The organism is Brachyspira sp., assembly GCF_029258575.1.
GTDB lineage: Bacteria > Spirochaetota > Brachyspiria > Brachyspirales > Brachyspiraceae > Brachyspira.
Map to the genome: position 1 here is coordinate 1 of NZ_JARHYI010000044.1, position 25,087 is coordinate 25,087.

A 25,087-nucleotide genomic window follows, 5' to 3' on the forward strand; every position below is an offset into this window, starting at 1 on the left:
AAAAAACGCTCAAGACTTTGCATATAACAAAGCCTTGAGCTAAACACTATATTAAAAAACTATCCTATGGATCAAAACTAAATAATACCTGCTATCCTTCCAGCAACCTGATAGAATATAAAACTAACTACCCAAGCAACTACCAATGTATAAATCATTAAGAAAGGTATCCATTTGTTTCCTATCTCAGAACCTATAACACCGACTGCCGCAAAACAAGGGAAATAAAGCAATACAAAAAGAAGCAATGTATATGCAACTATAGGATTAAATACAGGGTCATTCTGTAAAGATTCTGTAAGTGTAGCTTCATCTCCATCTTCTATAGATTTAATCTGTGCTATAGTAGAAACTAATACCTCTTTAGCAGCTCCTCCTGCAACAAGTCCAATACCTATTCTCCAATCAAAACCCAAAGGCTTAATAACAGGTTCAACAAATTGTCCTATTTTACCAGCATAACTCTGTCTTAACCTTTCAGAAGCCACTAATCTGTCAAATTCAGCAGTTACAACCTCTTCATCATTTACATCTAATCCCTGAATAGTAGCCAACTCTTTAGCATCCTGCATAAGTCTAGCATTATCTTCTTCAGTAGGAGTATATTGAGGGAATGTCATCAAAGCCCAAATTATTATTGAAGCAGCAAATACATAAGTACCAGCCTTCTTAATATACATCCAGCCTCTGTCAAACATATGTCTTAATACAGCTTTTGCCCTAGGTATTCTGTATGGAGGAAGTTCCATTACAAAAGCACTTTCTTCTCCTTTGAAAAATGCTTTTCTAAATATGAATGCCATTATAAAAGCCATTAATATACCAATAATATATATACTGAACATAACAGAAGCAGCCATTTTAGGGGCAAAGAAAGCACCTATAAATAATATATAAACAGGAATTCTAGCACCGCAGCTCATAAATGTCGTAATTAAAACTGTTACTACCCTATCCTTTTTACTTCTCAATGTCCTTGCCGCCATAACTGCAGGAATAGAACATCCGAATCCCAAGAAAAGAGGTATGAATGACTGACCATGCAAGCCTAATTTATGCATTATCTTATCCATTAAGAAAGCAGCTCTAGCCATATATCCACAGTCCTCTAAAAAAGCAATTCCTGTAAACAATATCAATACAAGAGGAAGGAAGGATAATACAGCACCTACACCGCCTATTATACCATCAACAACAACAGATTGTATCAAACTACCGTCAGGAAGCAGACCTCCCACAAAATCAGACAATGCCCCTATTCCTGTTTCAAGCCAACCCTGAGGATAAGCACCTACAGTAAATGTAACTTTAAATATCAGCCATAATACAGCTAAAAATATAGGAAATCCAAGCCATTTATTTAAGAATATTACATCGGCAGCCTCTGTAAAATTGAATGCCTGTATATTATCCCTATGAACAGCCTCCTGTAAAGCACCCCTTATATAGGAATATCTCTTATCAGCCATTATAGAATCTGTTTTCGCATTCATAGAAGTTTCTAATTTAATTATTTCTCTATTTAAAACCTCTATTACTTCTCCTCCGTTATTACATTCTCTTCTTATAGAGTGAATTGCTCTTTCATCTTTTTCTAAAGTCTTAATAGCAAGCCATCTTTTATGAAGCTCGCTTATATCTCCATGCATAATGTCTGAAATATTTTTGATAGAATTTTCTACTTCTTCACCATATCTTATAGCAGAATTTTTATCAAGCTTATTTCCAGAAGTATACATATCTTCTATCTTTTCTAATATTCTTATAACGCTTTCATATTTATTTCCATGTACTTTCATTACAGGCAATTTTAAAAGATCTGATAAATTCTGTTCATCTATTTTAACGCCATTCTTCTCAGCATGCTCATACATATTAAGAACACATACTATAGGAATTCCCAATTCTATAAGCTGTAATGTAAGATAAAGATTTCTCTCCAAATTTGTAGAATCTATAACATTAATGATAAAGTCAGGCTTTTCATTAAGAAGCACATCGCATGCTACTACCTCATCTTGAGAATAAGCACTCAAACTATAAACACCAGGCAAATCTATCAAATCATAATTATAACCATTATAAAGCATATTAGCCTGTCTTTTTTCTACTGTTACACCGGGATAATTAGCAACTTTATAATTAGCTCCAGTTAAAGCATTGAATATAGTTGTTTTTCCTGAATTAGGATTACCAGCAATAGCTATTTTAAATTTAGTATTATTAGATGCTACTTTTAATTTCTTTGCTATATCGCTTTTACTTTCTACTAATCCCTCTTCATCTTCTTTAGTATCCTTATGTTCTATAGGCTTTAATATTCTTTCTTTTTTAAGTTCTACATTTGATTTAGCAACTTCTATACCATTAGCCTCTGATTTTCTCAAAGAAATTTCATAATCCATAATATGAACTTGTATGGGATCTCCAAGAGGAGCTTTTCTAACAATCCAACCTTTAGCCCCAGGAGTAAATCCCATTTCTATTATTCTTTGTCTTATCTCGCCATCAGTAGCGACTTTATCAACAACAAAACCTTCTTCAATATCCAATTCTGTCAGTTTCATAAATTTTCTCCTTTTTTATAAAAAAAAATTAAAAAGTATTTACAAAGTGTTTGTATATTCTAACATTTATAGATAAATTGTCAATAGATAAGATATATATATTTCTCACAAAAAAAATAAAAAACTATATTATTTTTTACTTCCTATAACCATACTTATAGTAGATAGTATTATTAATGTAGAACCTATAATAATATTAAAAGTCAATTCTTCTTTATATAAAAAAACAGAAGTAACAACAGTAGTAGCAGGTTCGAACATATTAAGTATAGAAGCGAGTGAAGAACCCAATCTCTTTACACCATAAAGTAAAAGCCCTAAAGAAAATATAGTACATACCAAGGATATAACAACAAAATTGCTAAATACATACAAGTTATTTAAAAGCTGCAAAGAATTTGTAATGATGCCAACTATAAAAAAAGATACAGACACAAATAAAGACATATAAAACATAGAAACTATAGTATCAACTTCAGAAAAACTGCATCTTTTATTCGCGACTATATATGCTCCGTAAGTAACAGTAGTTATAAGTGCATATATAATACCTAAAAATGAATCTACCTTTACAACTTGTGTTAAAAGTACTATACCTACAACTGCAAATATAATAGAAAGAATTTTTAATATATTAGCCTTTTCTTTAAACATAAATATCATTACAAGAAGCACCACAACAGGATATCCGAAATGTATCATATTGCTTAAACCTGCAGATATATATAGTAATGACTTAGATAAAAAGAAAAATGTAAGTCCAAGTCCTGTTATACTGAATATTAATAATTCTATAAATTGTTTTTTAGTTATTTTAAAACTTTTTTTAGTGATAAGAATAATTATAAATAAAAAAATCACTGTAAAAAAATATCTATAAAAAACTATAGAAAGAGAAGAATAACCATAAGGTATGATATTCTTTACAAAAATAGGTAAAAATCCGTATGCTATAGATCCTATTATAACTAGTAAAACATTAAACATTAAAGTCCTCTGCCAATTAAATATAATAAAAAACAACAATAGAATTATTGTATAAATATTCCAAAAATAAAATTATAGTTAATTAATAATATATTATATTTTTAATAAATCAATATATTATAATCATTCAAAATTATTTATAATACTATTATATATTATTATTGATTTACAAGAAAATATTAACTATAATATATATACTAAGGATTTTTTTTATTATGAAAAAATATATAACAATATTTATATTATTATTTTTTATTACGATATTTAATTCTTGTTCTCAAAACAACTCTAATACTAACAATTCTCTTATAATATACTGCACTCATCAATTGAAATTTATAAATTTTTTAAATGTTGATGTTATGGATACATGTGCTTGGAAACTTACAAAAAAATATGATAAAAATAAACAAAGTTGGTTGAAAAATTTTCAAGATATTTTACAGGTATATAATGAATTATTCCAATTTCATTCTGCTCTTTAAAAAATATGTTTCATTCGGTTTAAAAAATAAACTGATATATAAAAATTAATATAAAGGATTGTATCATGAAAAAAATTGTTCTAATTTGCAGTGTGCTGTTGTCACTAGCTTTATTTTACTCATGTTCTTCAGGAGGTTCAAATACTAAAGGCAGCTCTTTAGTCATATATTGTTCTCATCCATTAGACTTAATGAATACTATATTAGATGATTTTAAAGCAAAAAATCCTGATATAAGTGTTGATGTAGTTACAGCAGGGACAGGAGAATTATTAAAAAGAGTGGAAGCTGAAAGAGCAAATCCATTAGGAGATGTTTTATGGGGCGGAACTTTAAATAGTGTAAAGTCAAAAACTGACTTATTTGAAAATTATACTTCTACTAATGAAGACAATATTATAGATGAATTCAAAAATACAGAAGGTGCTTTCACCAGATTTTCTGCTATACCTAGTATATTAATGGTTAATACAAATTTGGCAGGAAATATCAAAATAGAAGGCTATGAAGATTTACTTAATCCTGCTTTGAAAGGAAAAATAGCAGCAGCCGATCCTTCCGCTTCTTCATCTGCTTTTGAGCATTTAGTGAATATGCTTTATGCTATGGGAAAAGGAGATCCTGAAAAAGGCTGGGATTATATAAGTAAATTATGTGCTAATTTAGACGGAAAATTATTAAGCGGTTCTTCTGCTGTTTATAAAGGCGTTGCTGACGGAGAATATGCTGTTGGTTTAACTTATGAAGAGCCTGGAATAAGCTATATGTCTTCCGGTTCTCCTGTAAAAGTAGTATACATGAAGGAAGGAGTTATATCTAAACCTGATGGAGTTTACATTATAAAAGGAACTAAAAATTTAGAGAATGCTAAAAAATTCATAGATTATTGTGTAAGTTTAGATGCTCAAAATATGCTTGTAGAAAAACTTAGCAGAAGATCAATAAGAAATGATGTTTCGGTTACAGATATAATTAAACCTATGTCTGAAATATATTCTATTAGTGATGAACCTAATGTTGTAGAAGCAAATCGTCAGAAATGGCTTGATAAATTCAAAGACATTTTTACTAGTATATAATAAATAAATTTAAAGGATTGTACTATGAAAAAAATTATTATCATTTGCAGTGTGTTGTTATCACTAGCTCTATTCTACTCCTGTTCTTCAGGAAATTCAGATACTAAAGGCGGTAATTCTCTTGTAATATACTGTCCGCATCCATTGGAATTTATAAATCCATTGGTAGAAGATTTTAAAGCAAAAAATCCTGGAATCAATGTTGATATTATAGCTGCTGGAGTAGGAGAACTTCTTAAAAGAGTGGAATCTGAGAAAGATAATCCATTGGGTGATATACTTTGGGGCGGAAGTTTAAATACTGTAAAACCTAAAGTAGAATTATTTGAAAATTATACTTCTACTAATGAAGGAAGTATAGCAGAAGCATACAAAAATACAGAAGGTGCAATTACAAGATTTACTGCTATACCAAGTGTAATAATGATTAATACAAATTTGGCTGGAAATATAAAAATAGAAGGTTATGAAGATTTACTTAATCCTGCTTTGAAAGGAAAAATAGCTTTTGCTGATCCTTCTGCTTCTTCTTCATCTTTTGAACATTTAGTAAATATGCTTTATGCTATGGGAAAAGGCGATCCTGATAAAGGCTGGGATTATGTAAACAAATTATGTGCTAATTTAGACGGAAAATTATTAAGCGGTTCTTCTGCTGTTTATAAAGGTGTTGCTGACGGAGAATATGCTGTAGGTTTAACTTTTGAAGAAGGCGGAGCCAACTATGTATCAGCAGGTTCTCCTGTAAAATTGGTATATATGAAAGAAGGAGTTATCATAAAACCAGACGGAATATACATTATTAAGAACGCTAAAAATTTAGAAAATGCTAAAAAGTTTGTAGATTATGCTACAAGCTATGATGCACAAAAAACTATTAATGATAAATTAAATAGAAGATCTGTAAGAAGTGATTTACCTCCTTCTGCTATACTTCAGGCTACAGAAACTATAAATGTTATTTCAGATGATGAGGCTGTAGTTGATAAAAATAAACAAAATTGGTTAAATAAATTTAAAGATATATTTACTAGTATATAATTAAATTTAAATGATAAATAAAATAAAGAGTATAAAGTATTTTTATACTCTTTATTTTATTATAAAATTAATAAAAAAGAGAGGTTATAATGAGTGTATCTATATCTATCGAAAATGTAGTAAAACGTTATGAAAAGTTGACAATAATACCTGATCTTTCATTAGAAATAAAGAATGGAGAATTTTTCACTCTTTTGGGACCTTCAGGATGTGGTAAAACAACTCTCTTGCGTATGATAGCAGGATTTAACTCCATTGAAGGTGGAGTTATCAAATTTGATAAAGATGTAATAAATAATATTCCTGCACATAAAAGAAACATAGGTATGGTTTTTCAAAATTATGCTATATTCCCGCATATGACTGTAAGAGAAAATGTTGAATATGGTTTAAAACTTAGAAAAGAAAATAAAGAATCTATGAAAAAGAAAGTAGATGAAATGCTTCAGGTTGTAAAGATAGAAGAATATCAAAGCAGACTTCCTGAAAGATTATCAGGAGGACAGCAGCAGCGTGTGGCATTAGCAAGAGCAATAGTTATAACTCCTAGTGTGCTTCTTATGGATGAGCCTCTTTCAAATTTGGATGCCAAATTAAGAATAGAAATGAGGAGTGCCATAAAAGACATACAAAGACAAGTAGGTATTACAACTGTTTATGTTACACATGATCAGGAAGAAGCTCTTGCTGTATCTGATAGAATAGCTGTAATGAAAAATGGTGTTATACAGCAGGTAGGCAATCCTGTAAGCATTTATACAAGACCATATAATGTTTTTGTTGCCACTTTTATAGGGCATTCAAATTTATTTTATGCTAGTATAAAAAAAGAAGGAAATGATACATATATTCTATTCAGATGCGGATACAAATTAAAAATGGATAATTTAATTGATGTAAATGACGGAGATGAAGTTATTGTTGGAATAAGACCTGAAGAATTTTTTACTGAATCGCAGAATACTGAAGGTATTAAAGCCAAAATAATATCAAAAACTTTTCTTGGAAAATACACTAATTATTTCTTACATTTTAATGATAATGAAATCGTTGAAAATCAGCCTAGTATAGAATACTCACAAGATTCATCATATACTGAAAGACTATATGAAAAAGATGAAACTATAATTTTAAAACCTAATGCTAATAAAATTAATGTATTTACTCCAGATATGGAAAAAAGTCTTATAAAAGGAGTAAAAAGATATGAATAAACGTTTTAAAATAGATTTTTGGACTTATATTACTTTAATAATAGCTTTAGTTTTTGCTTTATTTTTAGTATATCCATTATTATCTTTATTTATAAGCAGTTTTAAAGATCCTGAAACAGGTTCTTGGACTTTAGACAATTTTATACGTTTCTTCAGCAGAAAATATTATTATCAGGCACTTACAAATAGTTTTTCTGTGACTATATGTGTTACAATATTAGCCATTATCATAGGAACTCCTATGGCATATTTCATGACTGTTTATAAAATAAAAGGTAAAACTTTTCTGCAAATACTGATAATAATATCTATGATGTCGCCTGCATTCATAGGTGCTTATTCTTGGATACTTTTACTTGGAAGAAGTGGAGTAATTACAAAGTTTTTTGCGGGCTTTGGAATTTCAACACCTACAATATACGGTTTTGGAGGAATATTACTAGTATTTACTTTGAAATTATATCCGTTTATATTTATGTATGTTTCAGGGGCTTTAAGCAAAATAGATGTTTCTTTAATGGAAGCGGCAGAAAGTTTGGGCTGTTCTCCATTGAAAAAAGTTGTTACAATAGCAATGCCTTTAATAACACCTACAATATTAGCAGGTTCTCTATTGGTATTTATGAATGCTTTAGCTGACTTTGGTACTCCTATGCTTATAGGAGAAGGCTACAGAACTATGCCTACTATGATTTATTCTGAATTTGTAAGCGAAGTAGGAGGTAATGCTAATTTCTCAGCATCTATGGCAAGCATTATGGTATTTATAACTGCATTGATGTTTATAACTCAAAAATATTTTGTTAATAAAAAATCATTTACTATGAGTTCTATGAATCCTATAAAACCTAGAGAAATAAAAGGATTTATGTCAGTATTAGTACATGCTTTTATTTATTTTATAGTATTTTTATCTATAATTCCTCAAATAACAGTTATATATACTTCTTTCTTAAAAACAAACAGAGCTATATTTGTTAAAGGATTCTCATTAGATAGTTATATTTCAATATTCTCATCTCTTGGTACTTCTATAAAAAATACCTATTTATACGGACTTATAACAATATTTATTATTGTTATAATGGGTATGTTTATAGCATATATATCCATAAGAAGAAAAAATATTTTAACAAATCTTATAGATACAATAACTATGTTCCCTTACATAATACCAGGATCTGTTTTGGGTATCACTTTATTATTGGCTTTTAATAAACCTCCTATAATATTAAGCGGTACTGCTATGATAATAATTATGTCATTAGTAATAAGAAGAATGCCTTATACATTAAGATCAAGCTCAGCTATACTATATCAAATTAGTACTAGTATGGAAGAAGCATCTATAAGTTTGGGTGCCTCTCAAGTAAAAACTTTTTTTAAAGTAACTGCTATGATGATGCTTCCGGGAGTAATTTCAGGGGCAATATTAAGTTGGATAACAGTAATTAATGAATTAAGTTCTTCTGTAATATTATATACAGGAAAATCAAGAACTATGGCTGTTTCAATTTATCAAGAGGTTATAAGAGCTAGTTACGGAACTGCTGCTGCTTTATCTACAATATTAACTTTATCAACCATAATATCGCTTCTAATATTTTTTAAATTAACAGGTAAAAAAGAAGTAAGTCTTTAATAATTAGTATATAATAGGGTTATAAGATAAAAACATCTTATAGCCCTAATTTTTAAAATTATAATTTTCTACTTTATTATATTTACATTTCATGTTATTATTGAGTTTTAATAAAAAATATTTTTAGTTAATTATGTTATTTAATTTTACTTAAGGAGATTAAAGCCTAATGGGAGCAATGGATTTAGTATTCAAATTGATATTCGGATCTAAAGAACAAAATGATGCTAAAGTATTAAAACCTATAGCAGAAAAGACATTATCATTTGAAGAAGAAATAAAAAAATTAAGCAATGAAGAACTTACTAATAAAACTAAAGAATTCAGAAAAAGAGTAGAAAAACATATAGGATGCGAAACAGAAGAATTAGATTTAAGCAAAGATGAAAATAAAAAGAAACTTCAAAATATATTAGATGAAATACTTCCAGAAGCATTTGCTGTTGTAAGGGAAGCTAGTATAAGAACTACAGGCATGAGACATTTTGATGTTCAGGTTATGGGAGGTACTGTACTTCATCAGGGAAGAATTGCCGAGATGAAAACAGGAGAAGGTAAAACACTTGTTGCTACACTTGCCGTTTATCTTAATGCTTTAACAGGACTTGGAGTGCATGTTGTAACAGTTAATGATTATCTTGCTAAAAGGGATGCAGAATGGATGACTCCTATATATTCTATGCTTGGCATAAGTGTTGGTATACTTGATAATACAAGACCTCATTCACCTGAAAGAAGAGCCGTTTATAATTGTGATGTTATTTATGGTACTAATAATGAATTTGGTTTTGACTATTTAAGAGATAATATGGTAACTAGAAAAGAGGATAAAGTTCAAAGAAAATTCTATTATGCCATAGTCGATGAGGTTGACAGTATTCTGATAGACGAAGCTAGAACTCCTCTTATCATATCTGGACCTGCTGAAAAAAATATAAAAATGTATTATGAAATTGACAGAATCATTCCTATGCTAAAACAGGCTGAAGTTGATGAGAGAATGAGAGAGGTTGCTGGTACTGGAGATTATGTACTTGATGAAAAGGATAAAAATGTATATCTTACAGAAGAAGGTGTACATAAGGTAGAAAAACTACTTAATGTAGAAAATTTATATGGAGCTCAAAGCAGTACAATAGTTCATCATGTTAATCAGGCGTTAAAAGCACATAAAGTATTCAAAAAAGATGTTGATTATATGGTTACAGACGGAGAAGTTTTAATTGTAGATGAGTTTACAGGTCGTGTACTTGAAGGAAGAAGATATAGTGATGGACTTCATCAAGCGATAGAAGCTAAAGAAAAAGTTGCAATACAGAATGAATCACAAACTTATGCTACAATAACATTCCAAAACTATTTCAGAATGTATCCTAAACTTTCAGGTATGACTGGTACTGCTGAAACAGAGGCTGAAGAATTCTATAAAATATACAAGTTAGATGTTGCTGTTATACCTACTAATAAACCTATAGCAAGACAGGACTTATCAGATAGAATTTACAGAACAAGAAAGGCTAAATTTGAAGCATTGGCAAAATATATTAAAGAACTTCAAGAGGCTGGAAAACCTACACTTGTAGGTACTGTATCCGTTGAAATGAACGAGGAACTTTCAAAGGTTTTTAAAAGACATAAAATAAATCATGAAGTTTTGAATGCCAAAAACCACTCAAGAGAGGCTGCTATAATAGCACAGGCAGGAGAACCTGGGGCTGTTACTCTTGCTACAAACATGGCGGGTCGAGGTACCGATATTGTACTTGGAGGTAACCCTGTTGCTAAAGGTGTAACCGAAATAGAACAGATACTTACTCTTATGAAGGATAAGGCATTTAAAGAGAGAGATCCTTACAAAAAAGAAGAATTGACAAAAAAAGTTAAATCTATAGACCTATATAAAGAAGCCTTTGTAAGAAATGTAATTGCTGGAAGAATACAGGAAGCTAATGATTTGGCTGAAAAAAATAATGCCTCTGAAATGATAGAAAAGATAGATAGAATAGTTCAGATAAATGAAAAAGCAAAAATAGATAAAGAAAGAGTACTTGCTGCAGGCGGTTTACATGTTATAGGAAGTGAAAGACATGAGGCAAGAAGAATCGACAATCAGCTTAGAGGAAGAAGCGGAAGACAAGGAGACCCCGGACTCAGTGTATTTTTCTTATCTCTTGAAGATGATTTAATGCGTCTTTTTGGAGGAGAGAGAGTTTCAAAAATGATGCTTGCTATGGGTATGGGAGAAGAAGAAGAATTAGGACATAAATGGCTCAATAAATCAATAGAAAATGCTCAGAGAAAAGTTGAAGGCAGAAACTTTGATATAAGAAAACATTTACTTGAGTATGATGATGTTATGAATCAACAGCGTATGGCTGTTTACGGTGAGAGAGATTATATACTTTATTCTAATGATATATCTCCTAGAGTAGAAGAAATTATATCTGAAATAACAGAAGAAACTATAAATGATATAAGCAGTAATAAAAAGAATGTTGATCCTTTGGAAGTTACAAAATGGCTTAATACTTATTTGATAGGAATAGATGAAGAGGCTGCAGATAAGGCTGTTGAAGGCGGAGTTGATAATGCCGTAAAAAATCTTACTAAATTATTATTGGAAGCATACAGTAAAAAAGCATCAGAAATAGATGAGAAAATATTCAGAGAAGTAGAAAAGAATATATTCCTTTCTATAATAGATAATAGATGGAAAGATCATTTATTTGCTATGGATAGTTTAAGAGAAGGTATAGGACTTAGAGGATATGCTGAAAAAAACCCTCTCACAGAATATAAGCTTGAAGGTTATAAAATGTTTGTAGCTACTATGAATGTTATACATAATGAGCTTGTGAACTTGATAATGAGAGTGAGAATAATACCTAACTCATTTAACAATATTGAGAGAGAAAGTGCATTTGATGGAGGAGTAGAAGAAAAAGCAAATGCAAGTGCTATGAACGGAAACGGAAATACTCAGAATATTCAAAACAAAGTAAAAAATGCTCAAGCTAATGTTAAAATGGCTCAGAAAATAGGAAGAAATGATCCATGTCCTTGTGGAAGCGGTAAGAAGTATAAGCATTGTCATGGAAAGGATAATTCGCAGTAAACAAAAATAAAACAATACGAAAATAAAAGGTATATATAAAAATCAATTATATATACCTTTTTTATGTATAAAATTAATATTTTTATTTTATTGAAGTATTTCTTAATTCTACATTCTTTATAAGATATTGAATACCTTTTCTAACACTGAAAGTTATACTAGTATTAGCATAAAAATTAATTATATAAGCATACTCTTTATTGTTTTTTGAATACAGAGTAAAATTACCTGTAATTACCGCAGAATTAATATCATAAGTATCTGTAACAGTTACCCCATTGAAATCCCTCATATCTATAATCAAATTTTGTTTATCTTCTTTTGTTACAGTTAAAGTAATTTTTTTGTCAGAATTTTGGTAAATACCATTTCTATCTTTAAACTTAATTCCAGTTTGTCCAAAAGGCGAAGTACATGAAATTACAAATAAAAAGATTAATAAAAGAATAACTTTTTTAGACATTTTATTTATCCATTATTTATATAATATTTATTTTAATAAAAGGAGAGAGAGTTTTTTAAGTTCCCTTCGCTTAATTTTTTATTTATAGATTATTATTTATTTTGCCTATCAGCATCATATCCTAATCCTAAATCGGAGTCAGCTGTTCCAAGTCCCCATAATTTACCTAATGTTGTACTTGTTTTTATTAACTTATCAACTTCCCCATCTTTCGATCTTAATACAACACGTCCGTAATTTCCAAAAGTACCTCCAGGAGCAACCTCATATATAGCTGTAAACTGCTGACTTAAAGAATCATCAAAACGGGCTAATTTATAAGAATATGATTTAGTTCTCCATTTATATGTAAACCAATCCAAATACTGTTCTTCATAACTCAAGGTAAACTCAGATCCGTCAGCACTAAATTTGTATACAAGATTTTTCATAGAGCCTGTATCTTGTCCCTTGAATTCAGCATTTAGAACTCTGTCTGTAAATATAGGTCCAAAATCTTTAAAGTCTGGATCTAATGAAGTACCATCAAAAGATATACTATCTTTATTATTTACTTTTACTAATGACACTATAACCGTATCTGAAGTATTAGTAACATTTTCATATACAGCTTTAAATTTAGAAGTTATAGTTTTTACTCTATAAGTTTTTGTTTCTTTAGGTTTACTATTATTATAATACTCTACTGTAACACTTATATTTGGAGCATCTATTCCATTACCATTTTCAAATGTATAAGAATATAATGCAAAACTTCTACCTCCATAATTACCAGCTTTCCATAAATTCAAATCTAATTGATTTTTTCCATTAAGCATATATCCAGAATAATTACGATATTTAAATCCTTGAGGATGAATACCCTTAATTTTATTTATTGATTCTTTAAATATTTTCTGTTCATCTTCAGGTGCAGGATCTTTAGATGAGCTATTTAAAGGTCTGTAAGGAGAGTATCCATGTCCTGTAGGTTCTGGTTTAGCTCTATTATCAAAATTATGATCTTTAGGCATATATGTGGTAGGAGAATCAACAAACTCTCTTTTATAATGATCATATAAAATAATAGATCCGTTTTCTGTAACATATCCTATAGGATCATATTCATAAAAAGCCTTTTTCTCTCCATGTTTTTCTACAGCCTCAAAGGCATTGGGCACTTTATCTCCCATAACTGTTTCTGTACCAGTGATAGCACCGAAAGCAAATACAAATTTAGAATAAGTATCAACGGCTATTAAATATTGTTTTAAAGAAGCAAGAGAAGCCTTACCATTTATAGAATAGAAATTAAATCTATCCATTCTTCCTGGTAAATATCCTAAACTACTGTAAAGAGGATTATTACCTGCATATTTATATACTTTCAAAGCAGTAATACCTACAGTCAAAGGTCCGCTCTTAACATAATTTTCTCCGTCTTTTCCATTATAGTATTCTCCTGATATATTATTCCAGTCAGCACCTCCAGGTATCCAATTTCTGCTTGAATCATCAAAGAAATTATATATAGGAAGTTTATCACCTTGGAAACTAGCTTTAAATAACCAAGTTTTAAACTTATCAGCTGAAAATTGATAATTAGGATTATTATAATCTTCAGGAAGCTTAAAAGGATCCTCATCAGCAGGTACTTGTTCAGGAAGTGCCTCAGGACCTGTATCTGGTGCTCCGCCCGATGCCAAACTATTGTTTTTATTATAGTAATATCTAGGATTAAAGAAATGTCCTCCGCAAGAAATAATAAATGTCAATAATACAAACAATATAATTAATAAAAAAATTATCTTTTTCATAAAATTTATCCTCAAAATAATACTACATATAGGCATTAAATAAAAAACTCAATGCATATATTATTTTTTTACTGATTATCCACTATAGTTTTATCTATTAATAATTTTAATTTAATTTTTAACTTATTATTAAATCCTGTAGCACCATGTCCGCATTTGTTATTAGTAAATTTATCATCACCATCTTGTCCATCTAAAGTAACAGAAAATTCTTTTTCAACTCCTAGCGGAAGCTCAAAAGATGTATCATATTCTACTAATCTATTTTTATATTCATCATAAACAGAATCAACAGTAAAACTATTTGAAAACTTATTATATTTTAAGATAATATAAATTTTATTATCTTCAGAATACATATATTTCCAACCTAAATCAGTAATATTAGCCACTATTTCATCATATTTACATATATTATATGATATATTAAGATATATATCGTTTTCATCACCATAATTTATGGTAACAGAATTAGATGATTTAATACTTAAAGACTTTTCCTGCCCTATATTTACAGAAAATCTATTTTCGTATCTATCTGAAACATGCTCTGCTATAGTTTTATATGATGGTTTTTCTAAATTATTATATCCTGCTATATTAATAATATAATTAAAATTAGCATAATCATACAATTTTCCTCCTCCAACTATAGGAACATACATATTACCAGTAAATGAATTACGGTTTGCTGTTTGGCTATTAATATTATATATTGAACCTGATACTATAGTAACTTTAAAGAAGTTTCTAGGTTTTACTTCAGCATAGAAAGCATAAGGAGAACGTCCTCTTGTATTAGCAGGTGGCTCTGTTTCTGGGTTAGGCACAATTGGTCCATTAGGATCACTTTTTATAGGGTCATTATTATGAGAACTTTTCAATCTGTCAGCAAACCAATCAAATATTACAACAGTACCATCTTTTTTTACATATCCTACAGGATCGTATTCATAAAAAGGATAGTTCTGATAATTAACTTTTATACCTTCATCTATAGAAACCCAATAACTAGTAGGAGAATATTTGTTAGGAGCAAAAGTAGCATTTGGACGTACCCAACTAGGAGCATTAGGATAATCACTTTCAGGTCTTCCATAATAAAATAGTAATTTTGAATACTTATCAACAGCTATTAAACAATTTTGCAATTCTATAGCCATTTTTGGAGTTCCAACAAAATAATAAAAATTAAATCTGCTAATCTTTTCTTTACCCGGATATTTAGTATGATAATATCCATCAGCAGTAAAAAATCTAGTGTTCATTCCTTGATATTTTGTATAAGTTACACCTGTAACATCAGCTACAGGTAATATACTCATTCCTGTAATGGCTGTTGTATTACATATAGCACCACTATCTGTATATGTAGAATCTTCAGGATTTAAAACCTTCCAAGTATGTCCTGTAGCTTCTGAATCTTTTAAGAACTTATAATTTGGATAATCTTGATCTAAAAAATTAACTTTTAAAAACCAACTGTCTATTTCTTCAGGAGTAAATCCAGCATTATTAGGATTATTCCACCATTCATTTTTATATTGAGGTGCAGTAAATGGATCCTCATCTGCACTAGGCTGTATAAATATTCCAGAATTTCCGCCTGAAATTTCATTTCCATCTTCTGAATTTTGATCTCCTTTTTTATTATAATAATATCTAGGATTAAAGAAATGTCCTCCGCAAGACATTATCAATATAGATATTATAAATAAAATAAATAAAAATAATAAATACTTCTTTTTCATAAATAAAAACCTTTTATTATTAATCATTAGGCATTAAATTCTTATAAATCTAATACCTAATGAAATAATATTCTATCTCTTATCTGATATCATCTCAAGACCTAGATTTGAAGTAGGATCATCTGGAATAGTAGTAAATCCCAAATCGATTGCCCCTTCTAATCTATGCAAAGTCATACTAGATCGTACAACAGTTCCTATTTCGCTAGGTCCAGGACTATCTGTTCCATCTCCATTTCTTAATACAACTCTTGTATATTTTCCCAACTTTCCAGATAAATTCAAACATTCATATTTAGCTGTCCATTGTTTATCTCCGTCAGAATCAAAACGTGCTAACTTAAATTTATATTCAACAGTTTTCCAATCCTGCTGCCAAGGCCAAAAAGCCACATCATATTGATACTTCATAGTAAACTCCGTACCATCTGAACTAAACTTATATTCTAAATCTTTAAGCTTACCTCCAGAACTTAATGGGAATGTAGATGATGAAATTCCTCCTATACCGCCTCCTATAGATGTACTTCCATCTCGTTTGAAATAAGTATCTTTAATTCTATCAACAAATATTGGTCCATAATCTTTGAAATTAGGATCTAATACTTTACCACTTACAGATATAGTTTTTGATGAATCTGTTATCTGTATTATAACTGATAAAGATTCTCCACTACTATTAGTATATGAAGCTTTATTAGTAGATGTAATTTTTTCTATATTATATTCTTTTGTAGTAACTTTCTTTGTATTAAAATCAGTTTCTTTTATAATAAATTTATTAGCGGAATCTGTTAATGTATAAGTATATAATATAAGACTTTTACCTGCATATCCTAATGATTTCCACTTTTCTAAATCAATCTGTTTTTTAGTAGTAGGAGCTGTAGACTCATATCCGCTGTAATCACGCCAATTAAAGTCTTTAGATACTAAAGAAGATGCATTATTATAGAATGTTTTTTTATCTTCTTCACCAGCCTCTTCATCTAAGATAATTAAATATGGAGATCTTCCCGGCTTTGATTTGTCATGTTGGGCTACAGTATCATATCCATGCTGTGAAGGTATATAACCTGTAGGAGATCTAACAAATTCAGTTTCATAATGTTCATATAAAATAACTTTACCTGTACTCTCAACATATCCTATTGGGTCATACTCATAAAAAGCTATTTTTTGTCCGTATCTCTCTATAGCATCGAAATCAGTAGGATATACATTGCCGAATAAATTACCAGTTCTTGTAATTTTACCATATGCAAATATTAATTTTGAATAAGTATCAACTGCTATTAAATACTGTTTCAAATCTATGCTAGCTTCACCGTCTATAGAGTAAAAACGAAATCTATCCATTCTTCCAGGTAAATACCCAATGCTGTCGTATAAAGGATTTTTTCCATTATATTTATATATTTTCAAAGGGCTTATATCTATAGTTCCAACAACAGGAGCATCATAAACCTTATTCTCTCCCTTATTTGGTATATAATAGTCGCCTAAATTTCCTTTCCAATCTTTTCCACCTGCAATCCAAACTTTACCTTCAGGTTCTTTAAAATTATATATAGGAAGCTTATCCCCTCTAAAACTTGATTGAAATAACCATGTATCAAATTTACTTCCATTATATCCACCGTAATCAGGATTATTCCATTCACCCTTATCAAAAGGATCTTCTACTCCGTCAGGTAATCCATCTGGAGGTGGTGGTGGTGGCAAAGGATTATTTCCTCCGCTACTATCTCCTTTATTATTATAATAATATCTTGGATTGAAAAAATGACCTCCGCAAGAAGTTAAGAATAATATGGCAATCAAAAAATAAATAATCAATAATAATTTTTTCATGAAATTAATCTCCAATATAATAGACTGCAAATAACTTTTAATATTTACTTGCAGTCTATATGGTAAATATTTATTATTCTATACCTATAGAATAAGTAACTGTCCACTCTTCTGTTCTATTATCATTATTATCTTGATATTTAACAACTATATCTTTAGTTTCTCCTCTATTCAAAGTAAATGAATCAGGAGTACAAGATACAACTTTATCTTTTTTACTATTTAATTTAACTGTTTTAGTTGCTCCGTCATATGATAAAGTTAATAAAGAATTATCATATTGTGATATATGAGTAACTGTTCCTGCATAATCAGGGAAACCAGAACTCCAATTATATTTAATAAATTTAGTATCAATATCAATATTAAATTTAGCTTTATTAATATCTGATATAGCATATTTGGTACTTTTTTCTGACATAATACTTTTATTATTTTCTATTGTTATTATACTATTCCAAGTTGCTCCAAAACCTAATTCTTTACCTTCGCCATAATTACCAAGCATCTCAAAAGTTTTACTGCTAGGATCTTTATATATAGAAGCTCTTGTGGCATATACAAAGTAACCTTCTGGTTTCAATTCCCAACCATTAAAAATAGTCTTTTTATAATAACTTTTTACACTTATATTCTCAACAGATTTTGAAGATACTATAATATTAACTCTATTACTTTCATCATTCATATTTAAATATGGAGAACGACCAGGATTATTTCTTGTGGCTAATTTTCTAGGCTTACCATCTGAAGTTTTATGCACAGAAGGAACATAATCTGTAGCACCTGCTTCCATTTGTCTTTTATATTCATCAAATAATGTAACTGTACCATCCTCAGAAATAAAACCTATAGGATCATACTCATAAAATTTTCTTTTATCAGCATATCTCTCTATAGCATCAAATTCAGTAGGATATTTTTGACCAAGTGTACTGCCAGTTTTGGTTATCTTGGCATAAGCAAAAATAAATTTAGAATATTTATCTATTGCTATAAGATAATTATCCATAGGCGTACCAGCTGCAGAACCGTCAATTCTTATAAATATGAATCTCTTTAATCTATCAGAAGCATTATAACTTCCTTTTGCATCAATTAAAGGATTTTTATTAACATATTTATATACTATCATTCCTGATATTGAAACAGTTATCGGATGAGTTACTTTATTTCCATCAGAAGATGCATCAAATGAGAATTCATTCTTTAAAGAATCTTTTTGTACCCAAGTTCTTCCATCTTGAGGCATAAAGAATTTATAATCAGGAACATTACCTCTTCCAAAATTTACTTTCATAAACCATTTGTCTATAATACTACCGTTAAAAATATAATTCTCATCATTCCAACCATAATACCCTTCTCCTTTATAAAAAGGGCTAAATGGATCATCTTCAGGCAATAAATTTTCTCCACCTAAATCAATATCTCCGCCACCTGACTCTCCAGAATCCAATGTGTTTTTGTTATAATAATATCTTGGATTGAAAAAATGACCTCCACAAGATATAAAAATAAGTGAAATAATTACAATAAATATTAAATATAATTTCTTATTCATACTTTATCCTTTGAATGCCAATCCTATAGTAAGTCCAAAATCTAATGAGTTGATATAGTATGATTTTAATGGTGTTTCTAAAGTAAAATTTGGTCTTACTAATATTAATTGAGCTAACAAACTAGGAGGCATTGTTATATATCCGGGAGAATATACATTAAATCTTGTATAAGCTCCTAACATTACTTCTACCCTATCATTAATAGGCTGATTATATTCAAGCATAAACTTCATACTAAACATAACAGGATTCATATTTTTTACCATAAAATCAGTTACTATTATCTCTCCTACTTCAGGCAAACCAGGCATCTCTTGATCTGCATAAGCTAAATACTCAGGAGATAAATCTGCTATTAATTTACCACCTATATGAAAACCTAAAGCTAATCTACTATTTAACAAATATACCTTAGTTCCAACTCCAAAACTAATAACAGGAGCATAACTAACATTAATAAACATATTAACTGTTTGAGGTCCAGATCCATTTCCTAAATCTATTGTATTACCGGCAACCTGTCCTGCAAATCCGTTTCCAACACCTAAAGAAACAAAAAGACTCATACCACTGAATTTGGAAGGATCCATTCCATTAAACCATTTTTCAGAACCGAATAAATAACCTAGTTCTGCTTCACCGTCCATAGTATAACCGACACCGCCTTTCATATAAGCAGCACCTATTTTATCTATATCAGAAGCATTGATTGAAGGTAAAGTTACTGTACCATTAAAGTTTACCCTTAATGCCCAGATAAAACCTTCATCAAATCCATATGCAACCGAAAAGCCTACAAATAATAATATATTAATTAATATTTTTTTCATAAAAAATTATTTTCTCCTACTAATAAAAATCGACATAATAATTAAAATGTTTATATAGAAATTGTACTACCTTTTCATTTTAAGTAAATAGTTTTTTCATCAAATTCACAATTATTTTAGTATTATGTTTATTAACAAAGCAAACAATACAACATATCATACATAATAAATAGACATTTTTTTATTTTTGTATTATTTTTATTAGACATTTTTTAGATAATGTTTATTTTTATATAGTTAATATATACTATTTTTTATGTATTTAATTTTTATAGTATCATGATACTTTTTGATTCTTTTATAAGGCTCTTTTAATTGGAAGTTAACTATGTTATTATACCAATTAACATAATCAAAACGATTTAGTTCAGACATTATAGAATGTTTTTCCTCTGAATGTATATCATATTTAGGAAACATCATAGCAATAGATTGAACTATATAGTAAGAAAATATTTTTTTACGAGTTTCATTATCTATATTAGAATTTAGAAGCTGATATGTACTTATTATAGAAATAGATTTACATGGTTTTATATTATAATTTTCTGCAACTATTCTATCTACAAAACCTCCATCTGCAATAGATTTAGCCGTCATTCCTCTATAGTTTGAAGTTAATGGCATATTCACTATAACAATGGAACTATCTTTAAATTCATTTGCCATTATTCTCCAATACAAAGAGGTAAAAATAAATAATCTATTTCCTATAAGTAGCTCTCTTCTATTTTTAACAGGACTATTCCAAACATTAAGTATACTTTGAGCATATGAAGGTGCTATATTTTCTGCTATTGTTTTTAGAGGAGTTCCATATTCATATCCGAATAATTTTTTTATACTTAAACTTGTTTCATTAGAAAGTGAATATAATATATCTTTTTCTAATTGTTCATAATCTATATTTTTTATATCTATGAAATATTTTTTGAATATATCTGAATTCTCTATCATTATTTTTCTATTATCTTGATAGAATTTATCATCGCTAATACCATTTTTCAAATGATATTTAATATTATACCCCAATATATCATAAGTAAGTCTTGATAAATCATCATCAAAAATATCTATAAAATCACTAGGCTCAAAACCTATAATACCATCATCTTCTATATATGTAATATTAACATTATATATTTTATCTTTTTTAAGAGGCTCATTACTTTTCTGGCAGGATAAAAAGAATATTAAAAATAAAAATATTATACTATTCAGGTATTTCACCGCTTACACCCATAGCTTCAACTTTTTCATCATCTATATAATACTTTATTTCTCTAGCCCTTACAACACTTTCTTTTTGCTTTAAATAAGGATTCTCACCCCAAAGTCTTAAATATTTCTGCTTATCAAAATATGTAGCCCATGCACTTTTAGAGTTCATATCCTTTCCTTCAACAAATACATTACCATTAGCCCTCAATTTTTCTTCATCATTAAACATCTGCATAGTAACCGATGTAATTTTTATACTTCTATTTTCAACATAAGCTTTAGGGTTTTCACTTACAGTGGCAACTTTTGTATCTGGATCAAGATGAAGTAAATTACCTTCCAAAGATAAACTCTCATCATAATCAATCATAACAACATCATTATGAAATATAACATCTTTGAACTTTTCATCTTTTTTATATTCTATCCATTCTCCAAATGCTATAATCCCTCTATCTGGTATTCTAACAGAAGGATCTTGATACATATATACATGCTCATTATCTATTTCATACTCTATATATCCGCCTTTAAGTATCATATTTTCCTCATAGAAAAATGCAGTAACATTACCATAGGCATATAAAGTACGAGTATTATTATCCTTTCCCCCATACTCATTTAAAAATAATCTATCAGCAACTATAATATTATAATTACTAACATTGCTATTTTTTTTATTAGTTTCTACTGAGTTTACATAATTATTAGTCTGAAGAATATAAACTTTCCCCCTACCCATAACATTAGCTGTAGCATTTTTAGCATTATATTCTAATATTTCACCTTCAAGTCTGTCTGAACCTTGATAAAGTCTAGGATTTCCTGTTAATATAGATATTTCAGTATCCATATCATAAATTAAATTATCAGCATATCCATCAGTTTTTATATTATTTTCTTTATCTATATGTGTTAAATGCACATTACTTATGGCTTTTGCAATAGGAGTATTAAAATCTCTCTCCATAAAAGAACTTCTTATAGTCATATTATTTGTAGGAGATTTCAAAACAGGTTTATTTTTCACATATGCATATCTAGTTTTTCCATTATAACTGGCATATCCTCCAGATATTGTAGAACCATTAGTTTTACTTAATAATCTAACTCCTCCACTAAATGTTGCTAATTCTGTTTCCTGATAAAATGTCATAACATGGCTAGTAATAACAGCCGATGAATCTTCTAATTTAGCATTTCCTGTATATTGAAATACTTTTTTCTTATTATTATAAGTGAATTTATCAGCACTTCTTCTTGACTGAGCTATTAAGGACAATGCAAATAAAAATAATATAAATATTACAAAAACAATCTTTTTACTATTCAGCAACAGGAACTCCTATAGCATCACCTTCATCAACTTCATTGTATATAGTTATATTTTCTAATCCCATATCCCCTTCCATACTGCTTCCTGTAAGCCAGCTTCCATCTTCCTGCTCTACTCTTATAGGAACAGGGCTTTTAAAATGCTTTTTTTCATTATCCCATTGAAGATATTCTGTATAGAGAACTGTATTATTTGAAGATTTTGCAATTACATTTGTATATATTTGTGTATATAAAGTATCCTGATTAATTATTACAAATTGTCCTGATACACTTGCTGCTATTGTTTTATTGGATTCATATGTATATGTTCTACTATCATACAATTCTATTCTTTTCTTGTCATTAAAAAATTTAGCATTAGTGGCGAAAGAGTCCAGTTGTTTGAAATTAGTATCATAGCTTTCTCTTCTAAATCCGTAAAATTCCATATTAGGTATTTTATCAACATTGGAATTTGAATTAACAAATTCATTGCCTAAATTTTTAAAATCTGTACAGGAAACAAATAAAAAAACTGAAAATAATAAAAAACTAAAATTCTTTAATAATTTCATTATAAATACCTTTTGCTTTTAAAATCATATCTATAACTACTCTGACAGCACCATATCCTCCCCTCTTATTAACTACAATATCAGCAATTTTTAAAGCCTCATAATGAGCATCTTTAGGAGAAAAAGATATACCAACATATTCCATAACTTTCAAATCTATCAAATCATCGCCAATATATGCTATCTCTTCTTTTTTTAAACCATACTTTTCAATTAAAGTTAAAATAATAGGCATCTTATTTTCATGTCCCAATATTAAATCTTCGAAACCATGCTTTTTAAATTTATCAAATCTCATTTTAATAGCATTAGAATTACTTCCAGATATAACAGCTACTTTTATATCAGATTTTAATGCCATAACAATACCCATTCCATCTTGAGTATGAAAAAATTTACTTTCTACACCATTATCATCAAATATGAGTCTTCCGTCAGTCATCACTCCGTCTATATCTGATACTAGAAGTTTGATTTTCTGAAGTTTATTAATATTAAATAAATATGATATATAATCTTTGATATTCATTTTTAGGATCTTTTAATTAGATATTAGGATAAACATTTTGGGGCTTACAGGACTCGAACCTGCCCACCCGGTTTAGGAAACCAGTGCTCTATCCTGATGAGCTAAAGCCCCTTATATTAAGAAGCTATTAAGTTTAATAAAAATCGGAGAGTGTGGGACTCGAACCCACATGGGTGTTAGCCCGGCGGTTTTCAAGACCGCTGCTCTACCAATTGAACGAACTCTCCAAATAAATATGCTGTGTATTATAGCATATTAAAAATTTATTTCAAGTTATTTTTTAGTTTTTTATATAATTTCATTATAATCATCTTTAAAAAAAGCATGTCTGAAATAAAGACCATGTGCTGGAGCTGTTACAAAGGCTCTTGCTCTATCCTCGCTTTTTAAAATATCTTCTATAAAATTAATAGGCATTTTCTTTTTCTGCCCTTCTATCAAAGTACCTACTATTATTCTAACCATATTGTGCAAAAAAGCATTGCCTCTAATTATAAAATATATTGTATCTACTTTTCTTATCGCTTTAACTCTTTCTAAATATCTGAACTTAGAATCATTTTCATCTTCTGTGGAACAAAATGAAGTAAAGTTATGCTCTCCTATTAAATATTTAGCATACTCATTAATCAAATTTTCATCTATAATATTTTTTCTATAGAACCAAGCATACCTCTCATAAAAAGGAAACGAAGTACTACTGTTATGAACTATATACAAATACTCTCTGAATGTTGCAGAAGCCCTAGCATTAAAATCATCTGGCATCTCTTCGGCTTTTATTATTCTTACATCTCTATCCATATATGAATTCAAAGCTATATGAACCTTATTAATAGGAACTAGCATTTTAGGTATTCTAAAATTGGCAACCTGCCCTAAAGCATGAACTCCAGCATCCGTTCTTCCGCATCCGTATATAGTTATTTTTTCACCATATATTTTTTGAACCGCCTTATATATTTCTCCCTGAACAGTTCTCAAATTCGGTTGTATCTGCCATCCGTAAAAATCTGTGCCGTCATATTGTATTGTTATCTTTATATTATGCATTAT

The 25,087-nt window shown here is 29.1% G+C and carries 19 protein-coding genes and 2 tRNA genes; 6 read left to right on the forward strand and 15 right to left on the reverse strand.

Features of this window, described 5'->3' with window-relative positions; genetic code table 11:
- Window positions 1–77: 77 nt before the first annotated feature.
- On the reverse strand, window positions 78–2,567 hold the full coding sequence (gene feoB / locus Q1J76_RS03505; protein WP_300366869.1) for a ferrous iron transport protein B: 2,490 nt from the start codon (window positions 2,565–2,567) through the stop codon (window positions 78–80).
- A 129-nt stretch (window positions 2,568–2,696) separates the two neighbouring features.
- Window positions 2,697–3,554, reverse strand: coding sequence for a DMT family transporter (locus tag Q1J76_RS03510; protein ID WP_300366872.1), 858 nt, complete (start codon window positions 3,552–3,554; stop codon window positions 2,697–2,699).
- Between the two features lie 215 nt (window positions 3,555–3,769).
- On the opposite strand from Q1J76_RS03510, the gene Q1J76_RS03515 reads away from it, so the two are divergent.
- From Q1J76_RS03515 to secA, 6 genes are all read left to right on the forward strand, one after another.
- Window positions 3,770–4,039 (forward strand): hypothetical protein, encoded by a 270-nt coding sequence (locus Q1J76_RS03515; RefSeq protein WP_300366875.1) that lies wholly within the window; start codon window positions 3,770–3,772, stop codon window positions 4,037–4,039.
- A gap of 65 nt (window positions 4,040–4,104) precedes the next feature.
- Window positions 4,105–5,118, forward strand: a complete 1,014-nt coding sequence (locus tag Q1J76_RS03520; RefSeq protein WP_300366878.1) for an ABC transporter substrate-binding protein — start codon at window positions 4,105–4,107, stop codon at window positions 5,116–5,118.
- Window positions 5,119–5,142: 24 nt separating this feature from the next.
- Window positions 5,143–6,159, forward strand: a complete 1,017-nt coding sequence (locus tag Q1J76_RS03525; protein ID WP_300366881.1) for an ABC transporter substrate-binding protein — start codon at window positions 5,143–5,145, stop codon at window positions 6,157–6,159.
- A gap of 89 nt (window positions 6,160–6,248) precedes the next feature.
- Window positions 6,249–7,373 (forward strand): ABC transporter ATP-binding protein, encoded by a 1,125-nt coding sequence (locus Q1J76_RS03530; RefSeq protein ID WP_300366884.1) that lies wholly within the window; start codon window positions 6,249–6,251, stop codon window positions 7,371–7,373.
- Complete coding sequence (locus Q1J76_RS03535; RefSeq protein ID WP_300366887.1) at window positions 7,366–9,015, forward strand: ABC transporter permease; 1,650 nt, start codon at window positions 7,366–7,368, stop codon at window positions 9,013–9,015. The genes Q1J76_RS03530 and Q1J76_RS03535 overlap by 8 nt, the downstream gene beginning before the upstream one ends.
- A 169-nt stretch (window positions 9,016–9,184) precedes the next feature.
- Window positions 9,185–12,130, forward strand: coding sequence for a preprotein translocase subunit SecA (gene secA / locus Q1J76_RS03540; RefSeq protein WP_300366890.1), 2,946 nt, complete (start codon window positions 9,185–9,187; stop codon window positions 12,128–12,130).
- 82 nt (window positions 12,131–12,212) lie between these two features.
- Here secA and Q1J76_RS03545 read toward each other — a convergent pair whose 3' ends face one another.
- The 13 genes from Q1J76_RS03545 to truA form a co-directional block, all read right to left on the reverse strand.
- Entirely contained in the window at window positions 12,213–12,593 is a 381-nt protein-coding gene (locus Q1J76_RS03545) for a hypothetical protein (protein WP_300366893.1), read from the reverse strand.
- 92 nt (window positions 12,594–12,685) lie between these two features.
- On the reverse strand, window positions 12,686–14,389 hold the full coding sequence (locus Q1J76_RS03550) for a hypothetical protein (protein ID WP_300366896.1): 1,704 nt from the start codon (window positions 14,387–14,389) through the stop codon (window positions 12,686–12,688).
- A gap of 68 nt (window positions 14,390–14,457) precedes the next feature.
- Window positions 14,458–16,140, reverse strand: a complete 1,683-nt coding sequence (locus Q1J76_RS03555; RefSeq protein WP_300366899.1) for a hypothetical protein — start codon at window positions 16,138–16,140, stop codon at window positions 14,458–14,460.
- A gap of 72 nt (window positions 16,141–16,212) precedes the next feature.
- Entirely contained in the window at window positions 16,213–17,994 is a 1,782-nt protein-coding gene (locus tag Q1J76_RS03560) for a hypothetical protein (RefSeq protein WP_300366902.1), read from the reverse strand.
- Window positions 17,995–18,067: 73 nt separating this feature from the next.
- Window positions 18,068–19,558 (reverse strand): hypothetical protein, encoded by a 1,491-nt coding sequence (locus Q1J76_RS03565; protein WP_300366905.1) that lies wholly within the window; start codon window positions 19,556–19,558, stop codon window positions 18,068–18,070.
- Window positions 19,559–19,561: 3 nt separating this feature from the next.
- Complete coding sequence (locus Q1J76_RS03570; protein WP_300366908.1) at window positions 19,562–20,389, reverse strand: hypothetical protein; 828 nt, start codon at window positions 20,387–20,389, stop codon at window positions 19,562–19,564.
- A gap of 237 nt (window positions 20,390–20,626) precedes the next feature.
- Window positions 20,627–21,619, reverse strand: a complete 993-nt coding sequence (locus Q1J76_RS03575) for a hypothetical protein (RefSeq protein ID WP_300366911.1) — start codon at window positions 21,617–21,619, stop codon at window positions 20,627–20,629.
- Window positions 21,603–22,943, reverse strand: coding sequence for an LptA/OstA family protein (locus tag Q1J76_RS03580; protein WP_300367021.1), 1,341 nt, complete (start codon window positions 22,941–22,943; stop codon window positions 21,603–21,605). The genes Q1J76_RS03575 and Q1J76_RS03580 overlap by 17 nt, the downstream gene beginning before the upstream one ends.
- Window positions 22,936–23,502, reverse strand: a complete 567-nt coding sequence (lptC, locus tag Q1J76_RS03585) for an LPS export ABC transporter periplasmic protein LptC (RefSeq protein WP_300366914.1) — start codon at window positions 23,500–23,502, stop codon at window positions 22,936–22,938. Before lptC ends, Q1J76_RS03580 begins: the two co-directional genes overlap by 8 nt.
- A complete protein-coding gene (locus tag Q1J76_RS03590; RefSeq protein ID WP_300366917.1) occupies window positions 23,480–24,031 on the reverse strand; it encodes a KdsC family phosphatase in 552 nt (183 codons plus the stop codon). Before Q1J76_RS03590 ends, lptC begins: the two co-directional genes overlap by 23 nt.
- A gap of 38 nt (window positions 24,032–24,069) precedes the next feature.
- Window positions 24,070–24,142: transfer RNA gene (locus Q1J76_RS03595), tRNA-Arg, on the reverse strand.
- Window positions 24,143–24,175: 33 nt separating this feature from the next.
- Window positions 24,176–24,258: transfer RNA gene (locus tag Q1J76_RS03600), tRNA-Ser, on the reverse strand.
- A gap of 61 nt (window positions 24,259–24,319) precedes the next feature.
- Window positions 24,320–25,084: a tRNA pseudouridine(38-40) synthase TruA gene (truA, locus tag Q1J76_RS03605; protein WP_300366920.1), complete on the reverse strand. Its 765-nt coding sequence runs from the start codon at window positions 25,082–25,084 to the stop codon at window positions 24,320–24,322.
- Window positions 25,085–25,087 lie beyond the last annotated feature (3 nt).

Excerpts from the sequence above, each read along its gene's own strand:
- feoB (WP_300366869.1), bottom strand. The coding sequence starts at position 2,567 with ATGAAACTGACAGAATTGGATATTGAAGAAGGTTTTGTTGTTGATAAA.
- Q1J76_RS03510 (WP_300366872.1), bottom strand. The coding sequence starts at position 3,554 with ATGTTTAATGTTTTACTAGTTATAATAGGATCTATAGCATACGGATTT.
- Q1J76_RS03515 (WP_300366875.1), top strand. The coding sequence starts at position 3,770 with ATGAAAAAATATATAACAATATTTATATTATTATTTTTTATTACGATA.
- Q1J76_RS03520 (WP_300366878.1), top strand. The coding sequence starts at position 4,105 with ATGAAAAAAATTGTTCTAATTTGCAGTGTGCTGTTGTCACTAGCTTTA.
- Q1J76_RS03525 (WP_300366881.1), top strand. The coding sequence starts at position 5,143 with ATGAAAAAAATTATTATCATTTGCAGTGTGTTGTTATCACTAGCTCTA.
- Q1J76_RS03530 (WP_300366884.1), top strand. The coding sequence starts at position 6,249 with ATGAGTGTATCTATATCTATCGAAAATGTAGTAAAACGTTATGAAAAG.
- Q1J76_RS03535 (WP_300366887.1), top strand. The coding sequence starts at position 7,366 with ATGAATAAACGTTTTAAAATAGATTTTTGGACTTATATTACTTTAATA.
- secA (WP_300366890.1), top strand. The coding sequence starts at position 9,185 with ATGGGAGCAATGGATTTAGTATTCAAATTGATATTCGGATCTAAAGAA.
- Q1J76_RS03545 (WP_300366893.1), bottom strand. The coding sequence starts at position 12,593 with ATGTCTAAAAAAGTTATTCTTTTATTAATCTTTTTATTTGTAATTTCA.
- Q1J76_RS03550 (WP_300366896.1), bottom strand. The coding sequence starts at position 14,389 with ATGAAAAAGATAATTTTTTTATTAATTATATTGTTTGTATTATTGACA.
- Q1J76_RS03555 (WP_300366899.1), bottom strand. The coding sequence starts at position 16,140 with ATGAAAAAGAAGTATTTATTATTTTTATTTATTTTATTTATAATATCT.
- Q1J76_RS03560 (WP_300366902.1), bottom strand. The coding sequence starts at position 17,994 with ATGAAAAAATTATTATTGATTATTTATTTTTTGATTGCCATATTATTC.
- Q1J76_RS03565 (WP_300366905.1), bottom strand. The coding sequence starts at position 19,558 with ATGAATAAGAAATTATATTTAATATTTATTGTAATTATTTCACTTATT.
- Q1J76_RS03570 (WP_300366908.1), bottom strand. The coding sequence starts at position 20,389 with ATGAAAAAAATATTAATTAATATATTATTATTTGTAGGCTTTTCGGTT.
- lptC (WP_300366914.1), bottom strand. The coding sequence starts at position 23,502 with ATGAAATTATTAAAGAATTTTAGTTTTTTATTATTTTCAGTTTTTTTA.
- Q1J76_RS03590 (WP_300366917.1), bottom strand. The coding sequence starts at position 24,031 with ATGAATATCAAAGATTATATATCATATTTATTTAATATTAATAAACTT.
- truA (WP_300366920.1), bottom strand. The coding sequence starts at position 25,084 with ATGCATAATATAAAGATAACAATACAATATGACGGCACAGATTTTTAC.